The following is a 19517-nucleotide window of genomic DNA, read 5'->3' as shown; positions in this document are numbered from 1 at the left end:
GGAGCGCAGATAGAGCCTCACGGGACCGGCACCTCGTCGGGACGGCAGCCGTCCGCCGCCAGGTAGCGGGCGAGGTAGTCGCGCTGGGCGGCGGGTGACTTGGTCTCGAGCCGGTCGATGTACGGCCGGGCGGCGGTGGGATCGGGTCCGTAGCCGTCCGGGGTGGGCGCCAGCCACTCGGCGACGGCGAGGTGGATGACGCTCGCCCGCTCCATGTTCGGGCCGGTGCCTTCACCGGGCCGGCAGGTGTCCGAGAACAGCCAGTTCACGGCCGAGTTCAGATACAGGTCGGGGCGTACGAGCCGGCCGCGCACCGCCTCCTGGTCGGTGTTGGGCAGCGCGACGTCCCCGGGACGGGTGTCGCCGAGTCCGCTCACCCAGCGGACCGGGGCGCCGGGCAGCCCCTCGAGGCGGGCGTTCAACGGGGCGAGCGCCGCCGACACGTCCGGCAGCAGCTTCTCGTCCACGGCCGTCAGACACACCTGCGGAGTGCCGTCGTCACAGACCTGCCGGGCCAGGGCCGGGTCCGGGCGCCACGGTCCCTCGTCCGGCGGCAGGCGCAGGACCAGGCCGGCGGCGGCGACCGCCACGGCCAGCGGGACCAGGGCGAGCATCCGCAGCCGGGCCGGGCGCAGCCCGTACGCGAGGAGTACGGAGACCGCGATCCCCGCCGTCCACGCCATCGACACAGGACCGAACCACCACACCGGCCGGTCCCAGAAGAACTGGTGCTCGCCGGCGGGACCGAGCCAGCGCGCCGGGCCCTCCCGGTAGGCGCCGAAGCCCAGGACGACGTACCCGACGATCCCCAGGAGCGGGGCGGTCAGCCGCCAACGGATTACCCGCCCGACGACATGGCCGAGCGCGCCGAGGGCGGCGACGGCGACGGCGTCGGCGGCGACGAGCTCCAGGTAGGGGCGGCCGGCGGAGACGTACGGCCAGGTCGCGAGGAGACAGACGGCGTCGGCGAGGAGCAGTCCGGCGGCCGGCCAGAGCGCGGACGGGGCGACGGCGACGAGCAGGCGGCGCAGGGGGGAGCGGGGAACGGACTCCCACAGGTCCGTCGTGCTCCGCCGCCGGTCGCGGCCGCCCTGCCAGCCGCCCGCCGCGAGCGCGAGCGGCCCGGCGAGCAGCCCGGCGACGACGTGCAGCAGGTTCGTGGCATCGGCCCAGCGGCCCTGCCAGTCGGGAGCCTTGCCGTACATCGTGACGAGGACGGTGAGGGCGACGGCGGCGCCGGTCCAGGGCCCGAGACCGCGCCGCAGCTCGGTGCGGAGCGGGGAGGGGGCACGCGCGGGCGTGGTCCCCCCGGTGCGGGGCGGGGTGAGGGTGGCGGTCATCGGAGTGCCTCCTGCGTACGGAGCGGGGCGTTTCCCGCGTACGGGGCTGGGCCGGGGGCGGAGCCGGGCGGGGTGGGGGCCCCGGCGGTTGTCGGCGTGCCTTCCGGGTACGGGGTGGGGCGGGGAGCGGCGGTCATCGGAGTGCCTCTTCCGGGTGGCCCCCTACGGTGACCCGGTGGGCGCGCAGGGCGGCCGTGTAGCCGCGTTCCACGGCGTGGGCCGTGGAGTCGTCCGGCCCTCCGGACTCCCCGCCGAGCCCGGTGAGTTCGGCCGTCGTGCCCTGGAAGGCGAGCCGCCCCGCCTCGATGAGGGCGACCTCGCCGCACGCGGCGGCCACGTCCTCCACCAGGTGCGTGGAGACCACCACCGTCGCCTCCGTGCCCAGCTCCCGCAGCAGCTCACGGAAGTCCACCCGCTGTTCCGGGTCGAGGCCGGCGGTCGGCTCGTCGAGCAGCAGCAGGTCCGGCTCGTTCACGATGGCCTGGGCGATCCCGGCGCGCCGGACCATGCCGCCCGACAGCGTCTTCATCTTCGCGTCGATCCGGTCGGCGAGCCCGACCCGCCGCACCGCGCGCTCCACCGCCGCCGGGACCCGGTCGGCGGGCAGCTCCTTGAGCCAGGCGACGTACGCGACGAACTCCCTCACCGTGAAGGCCGGGTAGTAGCCGAACTCCTGCGGCAGATAGCCGAGCCGGCGCCGGACGCCGGTGCGGTCGCGGTGGTTCGTGGCGTCCCCGCCGAGCAGCTCCACCCGGCCGGAGGAGGGCGCGGCGACGGTCGCGAGGACCCGGATGAGAGAGGTCTTCCCGGCTCCGTTCGGGCCGAGCAGGCCGTGCACGCCGGGCCCCAGGGTCAGGTCGAGGCGGTCGAGGGCGACGGTACGGCGGTGACGGACGGTCAGTCCGGTCACCGCGACGGCGGCCGAGGTGTTCAACGGGGCTCCAGGTGGTCGAAGGAACGGCGCCGCAGCGCGAGGAGGGCCGCACAGGCGAGCGCGGCGGCGGCCCACCCCCCCTGCACGGCGGCGCCGGAGAAGTACGGGGCGAGCGCGGCGGCCCCCGCCCCCGGGTCCGCGTCGGGTCCGCCGAGGAGCGGACCCGTCACGGCGAGCAGCCATCCGCCGCCGAGCGTCGCGGCCGCCGCACGGCAGCCGACGAACGAGCCGAGCGCGAGGGCGGCCAGGGTCAGCGCCAGTCCGGGAAGCAGCCAGGCGGCGGCTCCCGGCACCCCGGCCACCGGCGGCAGCAGCGCCCCGCCCGCGGTCAGCAGCGGCACGCACACGGCGAGTACGGCGGCGGTACGGGTGAGCAGCAGCCGCAGTCCGCCCGAGGGGCTGGCGGCGGTGATCTCGTGCAGGGGGTCGGCGTGCGGGCCGTACGAGACGGCGACACCGGCGAGCGGAAGGACGGGGGAGACGGCGAGCAGCAGACTCCCCGCGCCCCGGAACCCGGCGCCGTGGGCGAGACCGAAGGCCCCGCCGACGACGAGGACCACGGCCATCACCCAGGACCCGCGGAGGGCGGGCCCGACGGCCCACCAGAGCCGCGCCCACCGTCCGAGGGGGCTTCCGGCGGCCGCGGCGGGTGCGGGCCGGTGTCCCAGCGAGGCGAGGAGTTCGGTGCGGACGGCCGCGAGGGCGGGGCCCGCGGCACCGGCGCGTACGGCGGCCGAGACGCGGGCCGCGCAGACGGCGCAGGACTCGACGTGCTTCTCCAGGGACCAGGCGTCGGTCTCGGCCGCGGTGCCCTCCGCGTACCGGAGCGCCAGGGCGTCGGTGACGTGCCAGGACGGCCGGGGGGACCGGGGTGGGGGTCGGTGCTCGGATCGGGGTGCGGGGCTGTGGCCGGGCGTGGGTGCGGGGCCGTGGTCGGGCCCGGGTACGGCTGCGGGTCGGGGTCCATGGGCGGGTCCGGATCCGTGGCCGGGTCCAGATCCATGGTCGGGTCCAGGGCCGGATCCGGGTGCGGGGCGGGGTGCCGTCATGCGGTGCCTCCCAGGGCGTGCGGGCTCCCGGGGTGCCCGGCCGCGAGGGCGGCGCGCAGCTCGCGGCGGGCGCGCAGGGCGCGGGTCTTGACGGTGCCCTCGGGTATGCCGAGGAGCCGGGCGGTCTCACGGGTCGTCAGGCCGTCGACGACCGTCGCCCGCAGGACCTCGGCCAGCTCGGGCGAGATCCGGTCGAGGGCGGCGCCCACCTCCCCGTACTCCAGGCCCGCGAGGACCCGGTCCTCGGCGGAGGGGGCGGCGGCCGGCACCTCGGAGGGCGAGGCGGCCCGGGCGGCGACGTGCGCGGCGGCCCGGTCGGCGCGGGCGCCGGCCCGCTGCGCGTCCACCAGGCGCCGGGCGGCGATCACCCAGAGCCAGCCACCGGCCTCGCCCCGGCCGCGGTGGCCGCCGGCCGAGCGCCAGACGGTGACGAAGGTGTCCTGGAGGACTTCCCGTACGGTCTCGTCGTCGGGGCAGCGCCGGGCGAGACGGGCGTGCAGCCAGCCGGCGTGCCGGTCGTAGAGGACGGCGAGTGCCTCGGTGTCCCCCCGGGCGACCGCGCGCAGCAGCGCGGAGTCGTCCTCGTCGCCCCCGGAGGGGCCTCCCCCTGTGGGGCGCGACAGTCTCACGCCTTCTCTATCGCCGGGTGGGCACCGGACGGTTCACGCGCTCACGGACCGGTGGGCGGGCCGCCCTCCGGGAGGGCGGCGAAGACCCGCTGGAGGGCGGGCGGGCGCTCGCCGTCGCCCGCGACGACGAGCCGGTGGCGGTGGGTGACGAAGTACTGGAAGCCGTCGGGGACCGGGTCGCCGGTCGGACGCGACGGCACGCGCGCGTAGGCGGGGTCTTCGAGCGCAGCCCGCAGTTCGGCGGCCTGCGCGGGGGTCATCCGGCCGGTGCGGGGCGGTCGGGTGCCGGAGCGGCTGGTCCAGGTGCCGTCGTAGTGGACGACGAGCTGGTTGCGGACCCCGGCGAGGCCGCCGTTGACGACCACCTCGACGAGGACCTCCTGCCCGCGCGGCTCCTCGGTGGGGGTGACCGTCCCGGCCGGGGCGGGAGGGGCGGTGGACGTGGCCGGTGGGGGCGGCACGGTGACGTCCGACGCCGGTCCGCCGGGTGCCGGTGGGGTTCCGGAGCCGCAGCCGCTCGCGCCGACGCCGCCGACGGTCAGGGCCGCCGCGAGGAGCAGGGCACCGCGCCTTGTCTTCCGTATGCCTCGCACCATGGTCCGAGCATGCCCCGTCCGGGGTTCCGCGCGCAGCCGGACGCCCGAGGCCGTGTCCGGCGGACCATGGCCGAGGCCGTGCGGCCCCGTGGTCAGCCCTCCGTCCGGACGATGCCGGTCAGCGGGCCCCGGTAACGCCAGTCCAGCGAGTCGTACAGCGCGAGGCCGTCCGTGGTCGCCGAGAGCACCCCGGTCTCGGCGCCCGCCTGGGCGGCGGCCGCCTCGAGGGTGCGCATGACGTTGGCGCCGAGGCCGCGCCGCCGGTGCGCGGGGTCGGTCTCGATCTGGTCGGCGACGGCGGTGGAGCCGGTCGGGGCGATCTGGCCGCGCGCGGCGAGGGTGCCGTCGGGGGCGAGGACGCGGACCCGGATGACACCGTCCTTGACCTCGGTGGTCCTGGCGTACCCCTCCGGCGGCGCGGGCCGGGCGCCGGGGTCCAGCGGCTTGACCATCATGAAGCCCGGGTCGTCGGGGACCGTCCAGCCCTCGGTGATCCACGGGGCCACGTCCTCGGGCCCCGCCATGACCTTGAGCCAGCTGTACGGGGCGGTGAGCCGGTCGCAGAGCGCGCCGACGGAGGCCGCGTCGGGGGCGGGCAGGACGTGCCGTACGACGTGCCGGGGGAGGCCCACGTCGATCCGGTACCCCCACGGCTCGGTGACGGCGGCCGGGGTTCCCCGGGAGACGGTCCAACCCGCCACCCAGGCAGAAGTAATAGACGCTATATCCATGGAGGCATTACAGCGGCTGGATGCCGATCGAGGGGAGAGTGATCGCTCAGAGCGAACGGGCGTCCGGGAACATTCATCGGCTCACATGCATTGAGTCCACATAACTCAACTTGACTGCCGAAGGGGAGATCATGGCTTCTGAGTCCGCGTCCGTGCCGCTCACTCTGCCCGTACTGCCGCTCGACGACGAGGTCGTGCTGCCCGGAATGGTGGTGCCGCTGGACCTCTCCGACAACGACGTACGGGCCGCCGTCGAGGCCGCCCAGGCCGCCGCACGGCCCGGCGCGGGCAAGCCGCGGGTCCTGCTCGTCCCCCGCGTCGACGGCACCTACGCCGCGACCGGCGTCCTCGGCACCGTCGAGCAGGTCGGCCGGCTGTCCGACGGCGACCCCGGCGCGCTGATCCGCGCCCTCGGCCGTGTCCGCATCGGCGCCGGTACGACCGGACCCGGCGCGGCCCTCTGGGTCGAGGGCAGCACCGTCGAGGAGACCCTGCCCGACCCGCTGCCCGGCCAGGTCGCCGACCTGGTCAAGGAGTACAAGGCGCTGGCCACCAGCTGGCTCAAGAAGCGCGGCGCCTGGCAGGTCGTCGACCGCGTCCAGCAGATCGACGGCGTCGGCGCCCTCGCCGACAACGCCGGCTACTCGCCCTTCCTCACCGTCGAGCAGAAGGTCGCGCTCCTGGAGACCGCCGACCCGGTCGCCCGTCTCAAGATCGCCACCGCCCAGCTCCGCGAGCACCTCGCCGAACAGGACGTCGCCGAGACCATCGCCAAGGACGTCCAGGAGGGCGTCGACAAGCAGCAGCGCGAGTTCCTGCTCCGCCGCCAGCTCGAAGCCGTCCGCAAGGAGCTCAGCGACCTCAACGGCGAGGCCGAGGGCGACGAGTCCGACGACTACCGCGCCCGCGTGGAGGCCGCCGACCTGCCCGAGAAGGTCAGGGAAGCCGCCCTCAAGGAGGTCGAGAAGCTGGAGCGGTCCAGCGACCAGTCCCCCGAGGGCTCCTGGATCCGCACCTGGCTGGACACCGTCCTCGAACTCCCGTGGAACGAGCGCACCGAGGACCGCTACGACATCCGCGGCGCCCGCGCCGTCCTCGACGCCGAGCACGCGGGCCTGGACGACGTGAAGGAACGGATCACCGAGTACCTGGCCGTGCGCAAGCGCCGCTCCGACCGAGGCCTCGGCGTCGTCGGCGGCCGCCGCGGCGGAGCCGTGCTCGCCCTCGTCGGCCCGCCCGGCGTCGGCAAGACCTCCCTCGGCGAGTCCGTCGCCCACGCGATGGGCCGCGAGTTCGTCCGGGTCGCCCTCGGCGGCGTACGGGACGAGGCGGAGATCCGCGGCCACCGCAGGACCTACGTCGGCGCCCTGCCCGGCCGTATCGTCCGCGCCATCAAGGAGGCCGGGTCCATGAACCCGGTGGTCCTCCTCGACGAGATCGACAAGGTCGGCTCCGACTTCCGCGGAGACCCCGCGGCGGCGCTCCTCGAAGTCCTCGACCCGGCGCAGAACCACACCTTCCGCGACCACTACCTGGAGGTCGAGCTCGACCTCTCCGACGTCGTCTTCCTCGCCACCGCCAACGTCCTCGAAGCCATCCCCGAGGCCCTCCTCGACCGCATGGAGCTGGTCAGGCTCGACGGCTACACGGAGGACGAGAAGGTCGTCATCGCCCGCGACCACCTGCTGCCCCGGCAGCTGGAGCGCGCGGGCCTGGAGCCCGGCGAGGTCGTCCTGGAGGAGGCGAGCCTGCGCAGGCTCGCCGGCGAGTACACCCGCGAGGCGGGCGTCCGCACCCTGGAGCGGGCCATCTCCCGGCTGCTCCGCAAGGTCGCCGCCCAGCACGAACTGGGCGATAGGGAACTGCCGTTCACGGTGGGCCCGGACGACCTGCGCGAGCTCATCGGACGGCCGCACCACGTGCCGGAGTCGGCCCAGGACCCGGCGGAGCGCCGCACCGCCGTGCCGGGTGTCGCCACCGGGCTCGCCGTGACCGGCGCGGGCGGTGACGTCCTCTTCGTCGAGGCGTCCCTCGCCGACCCGGAGACCGGCGCCGCCGGGCTGACCCTCACCGGCCAACTGGGCGACGTGATGAAGGAGTCGGCGCAGATCGCGCTCTCCTTCCTCCGCTCGCACGGCGCGGAACTGGAGCTGCCCGTCACCGGCCTGAAGGACCGGGGCGTGCACATCCACTTCCCGGCGGGCGCGGTCCCCAAGGACGGCCCGAGCGCGGGCGTCACCATGACGACCGCACTGGCCTCCCTGCTGAGCGGGCGCCTGGTCCGCACGGACGTGGCCATGACCGGCGAGGTCTCCCTCACCGGCCGGGTCCTCCCGATCGGCGGCGTGAAGCAGAAGCTGCTCGCCGCGCACCGGGCGGGCATCACGACGGTCGTGATCCCCAAGCGGAACGAGGCCGACCTGGACGACGTCCCGGCCGAGATCCTGGAGAAGCTGGAGGTCCACCCGGTGACGGACGTCCGGCAGGTCCTGGAGATCGCGCTGGCGCCGGCCTCGGTGCCGGTGGAGGTGGCCGCCTGACGCCGTGACGGCAGGGGCCCGGCGCGTACGCCGGAGCGGGGCGTCCTTCCCGGACGCCCCGCTCCGGCGTACGTACCCGCATGTCACCGGATGTCACTGGAGGCTGTCATGCTCGTACGCATGAACGACGACGCCTTCTGGGCTCTCATCGACGAGTTGAGCCGCCGACCCGGCGACCGGGAGGAGCGGCAGGAGTGGCTGCACGGCGAGCTGATGCGCCGGCCGCTCCCCGAGATCGTGGAATTCCAGGTGCGGCTGGAGCGGGCGTGCGGGCGGGCCGACACGCGCGCGCTGTGGCGGGCGGCGGACCGGATCGAGAGCGGTGGCTGCAGCGACGACGGCTTCCACTACTTCACGCTGTGGCTGGTGGGGCAGGGGCGGAAGGTGTACGAGTCGGTCCTCGCCGACCCGGACGCGCTGGCCGACGTGCCGGAGGTGCGGGCCGTCGTGGGACGCCACCGGAACGAATGGCACGACGACGAGTGGCCGGAGTGGGAGGAGCTCGACTACGTGGCCCAGGACGCGTACGACGAGCTGACGGGCCAGGAGGACGACGACGGCGAGGAGTTCCTCGACGCCGTGGAGGAGGCCGCCGAGGAGCTCGCGGAGGAGCTCGGGGAGCTCCTCGACGGCCTGTCGGGCGATCGGTCGGACAGGCTGCCGGACGACGTGCCGGACGAGTTCCCGGGGGAGCACCCGGGCGAGTTCGACGGCCTGCCGGACGAGTTCACGGGAGAGTTCCCGAGAGGGGTCTCCGGGGGACGGGGAGAGGGCGGCGAGCCCCGGGGGTCTCGCGCGGAGGGGACGGCGCTCCCCCGGCTCACCGCCCTCTTCCCGTCCGGGACCTCCGGCTCCTAGGAGGCGGAGGAGTTCCGGCGGCGGCCGAGGAGCAGGCTGCCCGCCCCGAAGGCGGCGAGGGCTCCCGCGCCCGCGAGGGCGAGGGGGAGCGGCGAGGACGGGGCGGCGGCGGTCTCGGCGGAGAGGGCCGGTGCCCGCTCGTCACCGCCGTGGCCCGCGTGGCTCACGGTGGACAGCTCCGCGCCCGCCGCGATCTTCGCCTCGGTCGGGGCCTGGGCCGTGGTCCGCTGCGCCGCCGTACCGCCGAAGGTGACGTCCGAGCAGCTGTAGAAGGCCTCGGGGCTGTCGCTGCGCTGCCACACCTTGTAGACGATGTGGCGGCCGGTGCGGGCGGGCAGGTCGCCGGTGAAGGTGTAGTACCCGTCGGTGGCGGTGCGGGTGGTCCGATACACGGCGACCGGGGTCGTGTCGAGGTCCGACCACTTCAGGGGCTGCGTGGGGTCGAAGCCCTGCTTGGTGACGTAGACGGTCATCGTGCCGGAGTGGGCGGCCGTCGCCCGGACCTTGAAGTCGAAGGAGCCCGCGGTGACCGCCGTGGCCGGCCAGTCGGTGCGGGCCCAGTCCAGGGCCCGGTACTTCTCGCGGTTCGCGGAGCAGAGCTTGCCGTCGGGGATGAGGGCCTGGTGCTGTCCTGCGGCGTTCGCGATGTTGACCTCGTTCCAGTCGTAGAGCGGCTGGGTTCCGGAGTCGGCGACGAGGTCCTTGCACACCTGGGACCTGGGCGTCTCGGGGCCCTCGGCGTAACAGGCGGCCACCCGGCTGACGGGGTTGAAGACGGCTCCGTGGGCGCTCGCGGTGGTGGGGGTGAGGCTGACGAGCGCGGCTGCGGCGGACAGCGCGGCGACGCCGGTGGCGGTGCGGCGGGAGGACGGCATGCGGGGGCTCTCTCTCGTGCGTGGGGGAGGACGGGACGAGCAACGCGCGCTGAACGCACGGAAGTTGAATTCCGTGTGATCGTCGAAGAGCCTCGCATTGGTCCATACCAATGGGCAAGGGGGTGGACCGAAAAAGCCGAAGCGGCGGCCCCCGGGGTGCCGCACACCCGGGGACCGCCGCGTCAGGACGGGGTCCGCCGCGTCGGGGCGGAGACCGTTGCGCCGAGGCGGGGACGTCAGCCGTTCGCGAGCGCCTGCACGCGCGACAGGTCGCCGTTGAAGTGGTTGTGGTCGCCGACCGTCGGGCCGGAGGAGGTGTACTGCCACATCGTGTAGTACGGCCAGCCCGCCGGGAGTTCGCCCACCGTGGAGGCGTACCGCGCGACCCACAGCGGGTTGGTCGACCCGAAGCCGGAGTAGTTGCCGGTGCACTGCGTCCACCAGCTGGTCGCCGTGTAGATGACGGCGTCCCGGCCGGTCCGGTACTTGTAGCGGTTCACGAAGTCGCGGATCCAGGCCACCATCCCGGCCTGGGTCTTGCCGTAGCAGGTCGCCCCGTACGGGTTCCACTCGATGTCGAGCACGCCCGGCAGCGTTTTCCCGTCCCTCGACCAGCCGCCGCCGTTGTTGACGAAGTAGTCGGCCTGGGCCGCGCCGGTCGTCGTGTCCGGGGTGGCGAAGTGGTACGAGCCGCGGATCATGCCGACGTTGTACGAGCCGGTGTACTGCTGGTTGAAGTAGGTGTTCTTGTAGTAGGTGCCCTCCGTCGCCTTGACGTAGGCCCACTTGACGCCGCTGTTCCACAGCGTCGACCAGGCGACGTTCCCCTGGTGGCTGGAGACGTCCACGCCTTCCGTCTGGGTGGCGAGGGTCGTGGCCCCGCCGCCGGGCTTCACGCCCTTGCCGTCGTGCGCGATCACGCCCATGCCCATGTAGGCGGAGCCGCGCGCGGGGGCGACCCGGCCGCCCGGGTCCTGGGCGGCGCCGGCGGACCCGGCGAGGGGGAGGAGGAGCGCCAGGGCCGCGAGGGCGGCACCGGCGACGGTCGTTCCGGATCTGTGCACACGCATTCCGTGCCTCCGAAAGGATCGGTGGGGGAGCGAGGTCGACAGGTCCCTGGTGTGGACATGTCAGCGATTGCCGGGGATGACGCTACGCACGTAGACCGGGACGGCGGAAGAGGGCCCGGACGCCGCCGTTGGTCTACGCCTGCGAAATACTGAGGGAGCTGCGGCGATGGCCCCGGCCGGAAGAAACTTTCAGCGGCCGGAAAGCTGCCGGAGGGTCGTCGGAGAACGCGTGGGAGGTCTGACGTGCACGGAAGCGGTACGGGAAGCGAAGGCGGGGTCGCACCGCCCGCCGACGTGACCGAGCCGGATGCGGCACGGGGCAGCGGCGGCGAGCCGGGTGTCCCGCCCCTCGGCGGTGCCGAGCCGGGTGCGGCGCAGGGAGGCGGTGCCGGCCGGGGTGTCCCGACCTCCGGTGGTACGGAACCGGGTGCGGCGCCGGGCGGCGGTGCCGAGCCGCTCACCTCGCCGGGCGGTGCCGCCGAGCCCGGTCACCCGGCCGCCGGCGGTGTCGACCGGGTCTTCCTCGCGCTCGAACGCGAGCTGGCGGTCTTCCTGCGCCGCGCCCGTGCCCAGTCCGGCGAGATGGCCCGTGAGGTCCACCCCGAGCTGGAGCCCGCCGCCTACGGACTCTTCGTACGGCTCGACGACGCCGGCCCCCAGCGGGCCACCGAGCTCGCCGGGTACTTCGGGGTGGGCAAGGCGACCATGAGCCGGCAGCTCCGGGCCCTGGAGGACCTCGGGCTCGTCGCCCGTGACCCCGACCCCGCCGACGGCCGCGCCTCGCTGGTCCGGCTCACCGAGGAGGGCCAGGGCCGCTTCCGGCGCGTACGCGACGCCCGGCGCGAGCGGTACGTCCGCAAGCTCGCCGACTGGGACCGCGCCGAGGTCGCCGAACTCGCCCGCCTCCTCAACCACTTCAACGTCCGGTTCGAGGGCTGAGCGCTCAGCGGCCGGGCCGGTCCGGCGTCCGGGCCGAGGGCTGAGCGCTCAGCGGTCGGGCAGCTCCACGAAGGCGGCCGTCGCGTCGTCGTGCGGCTTCCAGCGGCGCACCCCGCCCGCCAGCCCGTCCGCCGCCTCCAGGGCCCGCACCCGGTGCAGCAGACCGAGCGGCCCCTCCTCGCGCAGGACGCCGAAGCAGTCCGCCCAGTCGCCCTCGCCGAACAACTCCACCCAGCGGCTCGCCCCGTCCGTGAGCGCGGCCAGGGACCGTACCTCCGCACGCGGGGTCGTCCCGGTCACCGCCAGCTCCGCGACCGCCGGGTCGGCCGCCGCGGTGAAGAAGCCGCCCTCCCGGTTCCGCAGCCGGTCCGTCGCCGCGAGGGAACGCAGGACCTCGACCGGCACCCGGTCGAGCCGGTCGTCGAGCACGGCCCGTACCGCCCCGTCGGGGGACTCCAGGAGGAGGACGGAGTCGGAGAGGACGAGGTGTTCGACCGAGGTCTCGTTCCAGCGGGCGAGGACCACGGTTGCCTGTGGCGTGCGTACGTGAGAAAGGTCACAGGTCTCGCGGTGGGCGTCCGCAGTGCGCCGGATTGCCGACGACAGGATCGCGGACAGCGGCATGTCCGGCCGGGAAGCGGACAGTTCGGTCAAAGCTCCACCCAGTCGCGCGGTGAACCACGGCACGGTGTGCACACAACCGTCATCACCGGCGGGTGGTGTGACGCCGTCGAGGAGGACGACGGTTCCTCCGCCGCCCGAGGCGGGCAGAACGGCGGCCACCCAGTCCTCGTTGGGGCGTTCGGGGCTGCCGGGGAGGGAGGCGACGTCGCTGCGCATGACGACCAGTGTGCCCGCCCCGGCGAACTGCCCGGCGCGCTCCTTCACGAGACCTGCAAATGACCGGAAAAGGCCTGTACCAACCCGGCGGCGGCGGCGCGAGAGGCGGAACGGCCACCTCCGTGGAGCTGCGGGCGGGCATCTTGCCAAAGCCCGCGCGGAAGATCCAACCGGGGGCCCGCCGGGGCCCCGGGACCCCGGTCGGAGAAGTTGTTCCCCAACTCAAGAGTGTTGTTCACTCGTTCGGGTGGCGGAGCGGCCGATGCACGCCCCCTTCCCGGAAGCGCTGGAATGGTCGGAAGCCGTACCAGGGGTGGGGGCGCTCCATGTGACCGGCCGTCACCTCTGCTTTGTGGGCGGACGAGTCAAGAATGCGAGCACCGGTGCAGATGAAGCGGCCTCGGAGCAAGAACGGCGCGCGGAGCCGGACGCCCGGTGTGACGACGACCCCGGACGGCGGCAGCGCCACGGCGCCCACCGGCGGCACCGCCACCGCGGGCATTGCCGGCCAGGCCGGCGCCGGCGTGCCCGGCACGGCCCCCACCGGCATCAGCACCCACGGCACGGCCCCCGCCGCAGCCCCCGCCGGCCGGTCCAAGCGCGTCCGCAACCGTCTGGTCGCCGGCGTCGCCCTCGTCGGCATCACGGTCCTCGCCGCCGGAGCCCCCGCGGTCCTCGCCGCCTCCACCGAGCTCACCGAGTCCCAGCGCCTCGTCACCCTCGCCGAACTCGACCGGCAGGCCGTCACCCTGGCCCACTCCCTCGCCGACGAGCGCGACGAGGTCGTCGCCTACATCGCCGCGGGCCGTGACGCCCAGACCGGCGACGCCAAGGACAAGCGCCAGGTCACCAGCGTCCGGTCCACCCGGGTCGACCGCCAGATCGACGAGATCCGGCCCGGCGCCTCCGCCGAGCTCCGCCGCGACCTCGCCGGGGTGCCCTCCGTCCGCCGCGCCGCCCTCACCGGCAAGGGCACCGCCCTCGAGGCCCACCGGGCGTACTCGGAGATCATCACCAAACTCCAGGCCCTCGCCGACGAACTCGCCGACGAGACCCCGGCCCGCGCCTCCGACACCGCGCTCACCGGGTCCACCCGCGCCCCCGCCGCCCTCGGCCGCGCCGTCGAACAGGCCTCCACCACCCGCGGCCTGCTCCTCGCCGCGCTCTTCGTACCGCAGCCCGAGCCCACCGGGGACGTCCACTACGACCCCGAGACCGGCACCTACGTGCCCGACGTCCCCGAGGGAACCGCCGAGGCCGAGCGGGCCCGCGACCTCCTCACCGCCGCCGCCCAGCAGGCCCGGGTCCGCGAACTCGCCGCCCTCGGCGACTTCGACCAGGCCGCGGGCTCCGCCGCCCGCGACTCCCTCGCCGCCACCGTCACGGGGCCCGACGTCAAGAGCGCGGAGCGCCTCCTCGCCTCCCTCACCGACCAGCCCCGGCTGACGGAGACCGAGCGCGAGACCGACCGGGCCGGCCTGGAGGCCGCCCTCTCCGCCCGTATCGAGCAGATGCGGGGCGTCGAGTCCGCCCTCGCCGCCCAGCGGGTCGAACGGCTCGGCGCGCTCCGCGACGACGACGTCACCGCCCTCGAAGTGCGCATCGCCTTCCTCGGCGGCTGCCTGCTCGTCGCGATCGGCATCTCCACCTACGTCGCCCGCACCCTCACCCGGCCGCTCGCCGTGCTCCGCATCGGCGCCGCCAGGCTCGCCGGAGCGCCCGCGCCGCACACCGAGGAGCCGGTCCGCTTCACCGGCCGCAACGACGAGTTCGCCCAGGTCGTCCGCTCCCTCAACACCCTGCACGGAAAGCTCTCCGGCCTCGCCGCGCACACCGAGCGGCTCACCGAGGGCCAGGCCGACCTCGCCGCCGCCAAGGAGGCCCTCGGGGCCGAGCTCGCCACCCAGCGCGCCGAACTCCAGGGCCGGGTCGCCCTCCTCACCGCCGACCTCGAACGGCTCAGGAGCACCGTCCACCACACCTTCGTCAACCTCTCGCTGCGCAGCCTCGGGCTCGTCGAGCGGCAGCTCGGCGTCATCGAGAAGCTGGAGGAGCGCGAGCAGGACCCCGACCGCCTGGCGACCCTCTTCAAGCTCGACCACATGGCGACCGTCATGCGCCGCCACAGCGAGAACCTCCTCGTCCTCGCCGGCCACGAGCACGTCCACGGTCACGCGGGGCCCGTCCCGCTCGTCGACGTGCTGCGCGCCGCCGTCAGCGAGATCGAGCGGTACGAGCGGGTCACCATCCAGTCCCTCCCGCCGCACGCCCAGGTCGCAGGCTTCGCCGCCGACGACCTGAGCCACCTGATCGCGGAACTCCTGGAGAACGCGACCTCCTTCTCGCCGCCCGACGCCGAGGTCCAGCTCTCCGGCTGGCTCCTGGAGTCCGGCGAGGTGATGCTCTCCGTGCAGGACTCGGGCATCGGCATGACCGCCTCCCGCCTGGCCGACCTCAACGAGCGCCTGGCCGAGGCCGATCCGGCCGCCTTCGAGGGCGAGGGCCTGGGCATGCGCGTCATCGCGCTGCTCGCCGCCCGCCACGGCGTCCGCGTCGAGCTGCGGGAGCAGAAGCCGGGCGGCACGGCGGCCGTCGTGGTCCTGCCGCAGCCCCTGCTGCCGACCGCCCCGCCGACCACCGTGCCGGAGCCGGTACGGGTGGCGGGCGCGGCGCCCGCGCTCCAGCTGCCCGGCTCGGCCGCGGAGGCCAACTCCAACACGCTGCCGTCCCGGACCCGGGACCCGCTCGTGGAGGCGGCGGAGCGGGCGTTCCTGGCGGCCGAGGTGGACGCGGCGAAGGGACGGCGCGAGCAGGAGCCGGCCCCTGGGGCTCCGCACGAGCCCGGGCAGGCGCACGGGGAGACGGCACCCGAGCCGGCCTACGCCGAGCCCGAGGCCTCGCACGCCGAGCCCGCACCGGCCTACGGCGAGCCGGACCCGTCGTACGAGAAGCCGCTCGGCGAGACCGTCTCGGAGACCACGCTCCAGGTCCGGCTGCCCGACCCGCCGCCGGAGCCCGACACCCACGAGCGCACCGCCGACCCCGAGGCGTACGCGGAGTCCGCGCCGTACGCCGACCCCGCGCCGTACGCGGAGCCCGTACACGCGGCCCCCGTGGCCGAGGCGCCGCTCGCGGAGCCGCCCGCCCCGTCCGACCCGGAGCCGGTCACCGACCAGCCGGTTCCCGGCCCGCGCCCCGCCCAGTGGGAGCGGATCACGGACAAGGGCCTGCCCAAGCGCACCCCGCAGGTGGTCCGCCCGGCCGGTCCCGCCACCGCGCCCCGCAAGGGCGGCGTGGACGCGGAGGCCCTGCGCCGCCGGCTCGGCGGCTTCCACAAGGGCGCCGAGGCCGGCCGCCGCGACGTGGAGGCGGAGCGGGACACGGCGCGGACAGAAGACGTAAGGCCTGCACGTACAGAGGAGATGACGGGGGACACAGTCGAGGAGGCACGCAGTTGACTGCGACGGGAACGTTCGGACTGAGCACGGAAGCCCGCAACCTGCAATGGCTGCTGGGGAACCTGGTGGAGGAGGTACCCGGGGTCCGCTCGGTCGCCGTCGTCTCCTCCGACGGCCTGCTGCTGCTCTCGTCCGACCCGGCCATCCAGCAGAGCACGACGGCCGCCACCGGCGCCGGCCGTTCCGACGGGCCGCGCGGCTCCAGCGCCGACCTGGCCACCATCGTCTCCGGCATCGGCAGCCTGACCATCGGCGCCGCCCGCCTGATGGACGGCGGCGGGGTCAAGCAGACCATGGTGGCGATGGAGGAGGGCAGCGTCTTCGTGATGTCGATCAGCGACGGTTCGCTGCTCGGCGTGCACGCCACGCCCGACTGCGACATGAGCGTCGTCGCGTACCACATGGCGCTCTTCGTGGGCCGCGCCGGTCACGTACTCACCCCCGAAGTCCGCAGCGAGCTGCGCAAATCGATGGAGAGCACCCAGTGACGTCAGCTTCCCCGGGGTATCACGCCCATCGTCTGCCGGTACGCGGAGACGGACGGCGGCGCCCCGCGCGCGTACGCCCGTACTCGCTGACCGGCGGCCGTACCCGCTTCGGCCACGTGCTGCTCGTCGAGACCTTCGTGGCGGCGCTCGAAGCGCCCGCCGTGCGCAAGGTCCTGACGGACGGCGGGCCCGGCGCCCGCGGCCTGATGCCGGAGATGCGGGCCATCGTCGAGATCTGCCGCCGCATGCGGACGGTCGCGGAGATCTCGGCACTGCTGAAGATGCCGTTGGGGGTCGTCCGGGTGCTGCTCAGCGACCTGGCCGACCAGGGAAAGATCCGTGTGTACGGGACCGGTCACGGCACCGGCCAGCCCGACCGCGCGCTCCTCGAAAGGGTGCTGAGTGGACTCCGTCGTCTCTGACGCCTCCGCCGTCTCCGATTCTCCGTCGGTCGCCGGCATCCCCGCGCAGCCCAAGGCCGATCCGTTCGAACGGGATACCGCCGGCCCGGACATCGAGGACGGCGGTCAGGACTGGCAGCTCGACCACACCCGCGCCCCGATCGCGACCAAGATCGTCGTCGCGGGCGGCTTCGGCGTCGGCAAGACCACCTTCGTCCGCGCGGTCTCGGAGATCACCCCGCTCCAGACCGAGGCCCTGATGACGCGGGCGAGCGAGGACACCGACGACCTCACCGCCACCCCGGACAAGCTCACCACCACCGTGGCGATGGACTTCGGCCGGATCACGCTCGACAACGACCTGGTGCTGTACGTCTTCGGTACGCCGGGACAGCAGCGCTTCTGGTTCATGTGGGACGACCTGGTGCGCGGGGCGATCGGCGCGATCGTGCTCGCCGACACCCGCCGACTCACCGACTGCTTCCCGGCCCTCGACTACTTCGAGAGCTGCGGACTTCCGTACATCGTGGCCGTCAACCACTTCGAGGGCACCGAGCTGTTCGAGCCTGAGGACGTCAGGGAGGCCCTGACCGTGCCGCCGCACGTCCCTGTGGTGATCATGGACGCGCGCAAACGGTACAGCGTCGTCGAGAGCCTGCTCGCGATGGTCGCGCACGCGCTCGAATCCACCCCCGAATAGTCCTCACCGTCACGACCGACACGACCGTCACGCCAGGAGCACCACCCATGCGGAAGATACTCATAGTCGGCGCGGGCCAGTCCGGCCTGCAGCTCGCCCTCGGACTCCAGTCGCAGGGGTACGACGTCACCCTCATGTCGAACCGGACGGCGGACGAGATCCGGTCCGGCCGGGTCATGTCCACCCAGTGCATGTTCGACACCGCGCTCCAGCACGAGCGCGACCTCGGCCTCGACTTCTGGGCGTCCCAGGCCCCGCGCATCGAGGGCCTCGGGGTCTCCGTGGCCGCGCCGGACTCCAGCCGGGCGATCGACTGGGTCGGGAAGCTCGACGGGTACGCCCAGTCCGTCGACCAGCGCGTGAAGATGGCCGGCTGGATGGAGACCTTCGCCCAGCGCGGCGGCCAGCTGGTCATCCACGGCGCCGCCGTCGGCGACCTCGACTACTTCTCCCGCAGCTACGACCTGGTGCTCGTCGCGGCGGGCAAGGGCGAGCTGGTCACGATGTTCGGCCGGGACGCGTCCCGTTCCCCGTACAGCGAGCCGCAGCGCGCGCTGGCCGTCGCGTACGTCCACGGCCTCGGCCCGCGTCCCGAGCACCCCGAGTTCGACGCGGTCCGCTGCAACATCGTCCCGGGTGTCGGCGAGCTCTTCGTCATGCCGACCCTGACCACCGGCGGCCGGGCCGACATCCTCTTCTGGGAGGGCGTCCCGGGCGGCCCGCTCGACGCCTTCCAGGGCGTCAAGGACCCCTCCGAGCACCTGGCGCTCACGCTGGAGCTGATGGAGAAGTTCACGCCCTGGGAGTACGCGCGGGCCACCAAGGTCGAACTGACCGACGCCGGCGGCACCCTCGCCGGCCGGTACGCGCCGACCGTCCGCAACCCCGTCGGCCGGCTCCCCGGCGGCGGCCTGGTCCTCGGCGTCGCCGACGTCGTCGTCGCCAACGACCCGATCACCGGCCAGGGCTCCAACTCGGCGTCCAAGTGCGCCGCCGCGTACCTCGCCGCCATCGTCGAGCACGGCGACAGGCCCTTCGACGAGGAGTGGATGCGGGGAGCCTTCGACCGCTACTGGCAGACGGCCCAGCACGTCACCAAGTGGACGAACGCGATGCTGGCCCCGCCGCCGGAGCACGTCCTGAACCTGCTCGGTGCGGCCGGCGGCCTCCAGCCCGTCGCCGACCGCTTCGCGAACGGCTTCGACGACCCGGCCGACTTCGAGAACTTCTTCTTCGACCCGGAGAAGGCGAACGCGTACCTGGCCTCGGTGGCCGCAGGCTGACGTCGTACGCGTCCCGGCCGCCTGCGGGCGGCCGGGTAACGCGAAAGGGGCGGCGTACTCCGACATGGTGTCGGGGTGCGCCGCCCTTGCGTGTTCGGGGTGGTGCGTGGCTGAGGTGGACTACTGGGGGTCGCGGTTGAACTGCGTCATGGACCAGCGGTAGCCGAGGGCGGACAGGCCGACGCACCAGGCGAGGGCGAGCCAGCCGTTGTGGCCGATCTCGGTGCCGAGGAGGAGGCCGCGGAGGGTTTCGATGGCGGGGGTGAAGGGCTGGTACTCGGCGATGGGCTGGAACCAGCCCGGCATCGTGTCGGCCGGGATGAAGGCGCTGGAGATGAGCGGGAGGAGGATCAGTGGCATGGCCATGTTGCTGGCGGCTTCGGCGTTCGGGCTGGCCATGCCCATGCCGACCGCGATCCAGGTGAGGGCCAGGGCGAACAGTGCGAGCAGTCCGAGGGCGGCGAGCCATTCCAGGGCGGTGGCGTCGGTGGAGCGGAAACCGATGGCGACGGCGACGGCGCCGACGAGGAGCAGGCTGGCGAGCACCTGGAGCACGCTGCCGACGACGTGCCCGATGAGCAGAGAGCCGCGGTGGATGGCCATGGTGCGGAAGCGGGCGATGAGGCCCTCGGACATGTCCATGGAGACGGAGATCGCGGCTCCGATCACGGTGGATCCGATGGTCATCATCAGCAGGCCGGGGACGAGGTAGGCGATGTAGTCGGAGCGGTCCCCGCCGCCCATGCCGGCGCTCATCACGTCGCCGAAGATGTAGACGAAGAGCAG

18 protein-coding genes are annotated in these 19517 nt (G+C 74.1%); 8 read left to right on the top strand and 10 right to left on the bottom strand.

Annotation, left to right across the window (positions count from 1 at the left end):
* Positions 1–17: 17 nt before the first annotated feature.
* The 6 genes from ACFWUY_RS28065 to ACFWUY_RS28040 form a co-directional block, all read right to left on the bottom strand.
* Positions 18–1340, bottom strand: a complete 1323-nt coding sequence (locus ACFWUY_RS28065) for a hypothetical protein (protein ID WP_384115387.1) — start codon at positions 1338–1340, stop codon at positions 18–20.
* 133 nt (positions 1341–1473) lie between these two features.
* Positions 1474–2274, bottom strand: coding sequence for an ABC transporter ATP-binding protein (locus ACFWUY_RS28060; RefSeq protein ID WP_384115384.1), 801 nt, complete (start codon positions 2272–2274; stop codon positions 1474–1476).
* Positions 2271–3323 (bottom strand): zf-HC2 domain-containing protein, encoded by a 1053-nt coding sequence (locus tag ACFWUY_RS28055; protein WP_384115379.1) that lies wholly within the window; start codon positions 3321–3323, stop codon positions 2271–2273. The genes ACFWUY_RS28060 and ACFWUY_RS28055 overlap by 4 nt, the downstream gene beginning before the upstream one ends.
* Entirely contained in the window at positions 3320–3952 is a 633-nt protein-coding gene (locus ACFWUY_RS28050; RefSeq protein ID WP_384115376.1) for an RNA polymerase sigma factor, read from the bottom strand. The genes ACFWUY_RS28055 and ACFWUY_RS28050 overlap by 4 nt, the downstream gene beginning before the upstream one ends.
* 41 nt (positions 3953–3993) lie before the next feature.
* Positions 3994–4548: a hypothetical protein gene (locus ACFWUY_RS28045; protein ID WP_384115373.1), complete on the bottom strand. Its 555-nt coding sequence runs from the start codon at positions 4546–4548 to the stop codon at positions 3994–3996.
* 92 nt (positions 4549–4640) lie between these two features.
* Positions 4641–5279, bottom strand: a complete 639-nt coding sequence (locus ACFWUY_RS28040; protein ID WP_384115369.1) for a GNAT family N-acetyltransferase — start codon at positions 5277–5279, stop codon at positions 4641–4643.
* A 131-nt stretch (positions 5280–5410) separates the two neighbouring features.
* Here ACFWUY_RS28040 and lon point away from each other — a divergent pair, with 131 nt between their 5' ends.
* Positions 5411–7819: an endopeptidase La gene (gene lon / locus ACFWUY_RS28035; protein ID WP_384115365.1), complete on the top strand. Its 2409-nt coding sequence runs from the start codon at positions 5411–5413 to the stop codon at positions 7817–7819.
* Positions 7820–7939: 120 nt separating this feature from the next.
* Entirely contained in the window at positions 7940–8677 is a 738-nt protein-coding gene (locus tag ACFWUY_RS28030) for a DUF4240 domain-containing protein (protein WP_384115362.1), read from the top strand.
* Here the strand turns inward: ACFWUY_RS28030 and ACFWUY_RS28025 are convergent.
* Both ACFWUY_RS28025 and ACFWUY_RS28020 read right to left on the bottom strand, forming a co-directional pair.
* Positions 8674–9552: a lytic polysaccharide monooxygenase gene (locus tag ACFWUY_RS28025; RefSeq protein WP_384115357.1), complete on the bottom strand. Its 879-nt coding sequence runs from the start codon at positions 9550–9552 to the stop codon at positions 8674–8676. The genes ACFWUY_RS28030 and ACFWUY_RS28025 overlap by 4 nt on opposite strands.
* A 236-nt stretch (positions 9553–9788) precedes the next feature.
* Complete coding sequence (locus ACFWUY_RS28020) at positions 9789–10622, bottom strand: lysozyme (RefSeq protein WP_384115354.1); 834 nt, start codon at positions 10620–10622, stop codon at positions 9789–9791.
* A gap of 540 nt (positions 10623–11162) precedes the next feature.
* Here ACFWUY_RS28020 and ACFWUY_RS28015 point away from each other — a divergent pair.
* Positions 11163–11561, top strand: coding sequence for a MarR family winged helix-turn-helix transcriptional regulator (locus tag ACFWUY_RS28015; RefSeq protein WP_384115523.1), 399 nt, complete (start codon positions 11163–11165; stop codon positions 11559–11561).
* Between the two features lie 48 nt (positions 11562–11609).
* Here ACFWUY_RS28015 and ACFWUY_RS28010 read toward each other — a convergent pair whose 3' ends face one another.
* Positions 11610–12401 carry a hypothetical protein gene (locus ACFWUY_RS28010; RefSeq protein WP_384115351.1) on the bottom strand — a complete coding sequence of 264 codons (792 nt, stop codon included), beginning with the start codon at positions 12399–12401 and terminating at the stop codon, positions 11610–11612.
* 371 nt (positions 12402–12772) lie between these two features.
* Here ACFWUY_RS28010 and ACFWUY_RS28005 point away from each other — a divergent pair, with 371 nt between their 5' ends.
* The 5 genes from ACFWUY_RS28005 (at position 12773) to ACFWUY_RS27985 (ending at position 18731) form a co-directional block, all read left to right on the top strand.
* On the top strand, positions 12773–15859 hold the full coding sequence (locus ACFWUY_RS28005) for a nitrate- and nitrite sensing domain-containing protein (protein ID WP_384115347.1): 3087 nt from the start codon (positions 12773–12775) through the stop codon (positions 15857–15859).
* A complete protein-coding gene (locus ACFWUY_RS28000; RefSeq protein ID WP_384115344.1) occupies positions 15856–16347 on the top strand; it encodes a roadblock/LC7 domain-containing protein in 492 nt (163 codons plus the stop codon). The genes ACFWUY_RS28005 and ACFWUY_RS28000 overlap by 4 nt, the downstream gene beginning before the upstream one ends.
* Positions 16344–16769 carry a DUF742 domain-containing protein gene (locus ACFWUY_RS27995; RefSeq protein ID WP_384115339.1) on the top strand — a complete coding sequence of 142 codons (426 nt, stop codon included), beginning with the start codon at positions 16344–16346 and terminating at the stop codon, positions 16767–16769. Before ACFWUY_RS28000 ends, ACFWUY_RS27995 begins: the two co-directional genes overlap by 4 nt.
* A 91-nt stretch (positions 16770–16860) precedes the next feature.
* Positions 16861–17448, top strand: a complete 588-nt coding sequence (locus tag ACFWUY_RS27990; protein WP_384115520.1) for an ATP/GTP-binding protein — start codon at positions 16861–16863, stop codon at positions 17446–17448.
* 47 nt (positions 17449–17495) lie between these two features.
* Positions 17496–18731: a styrene monooxygenase/indole monooxygenase family protein gene (locus ACFWUY_RS27985; RefSeq protein WP_384115333.1), complete on the top strand. Its 1236-nt coding sequence runs from the start codon at positions 17496–17498 to the stop codon at positions 18729–18731.
* Positions 18732–18851: 120 nt separating this feature from the next.
* Here ACFWUY_RS27985 and ACFWUY_RS27980 read toward each other — a convergent pair.
* The coding region (locus ACFWUY_RS27980; protein WP_384115328.1) for an ABC transporter permease at positions 18852–19517 on the bottom strand (666 nt) is incomplete at its 5' end.

Source organism: Streptomyces sp. NPDC058664 (assembly GCF_042716635.1).
In the GTDB taxonomy this organism is placed as follows: domain Bacteria; phylum Actinomycetota; class Actinomycetes; order Streptomycetales; family Streptomycetaceae; genus Streptomyces.
This window is presented reverse-complemented; position numbering and strand designations above follow the sequence as displayed.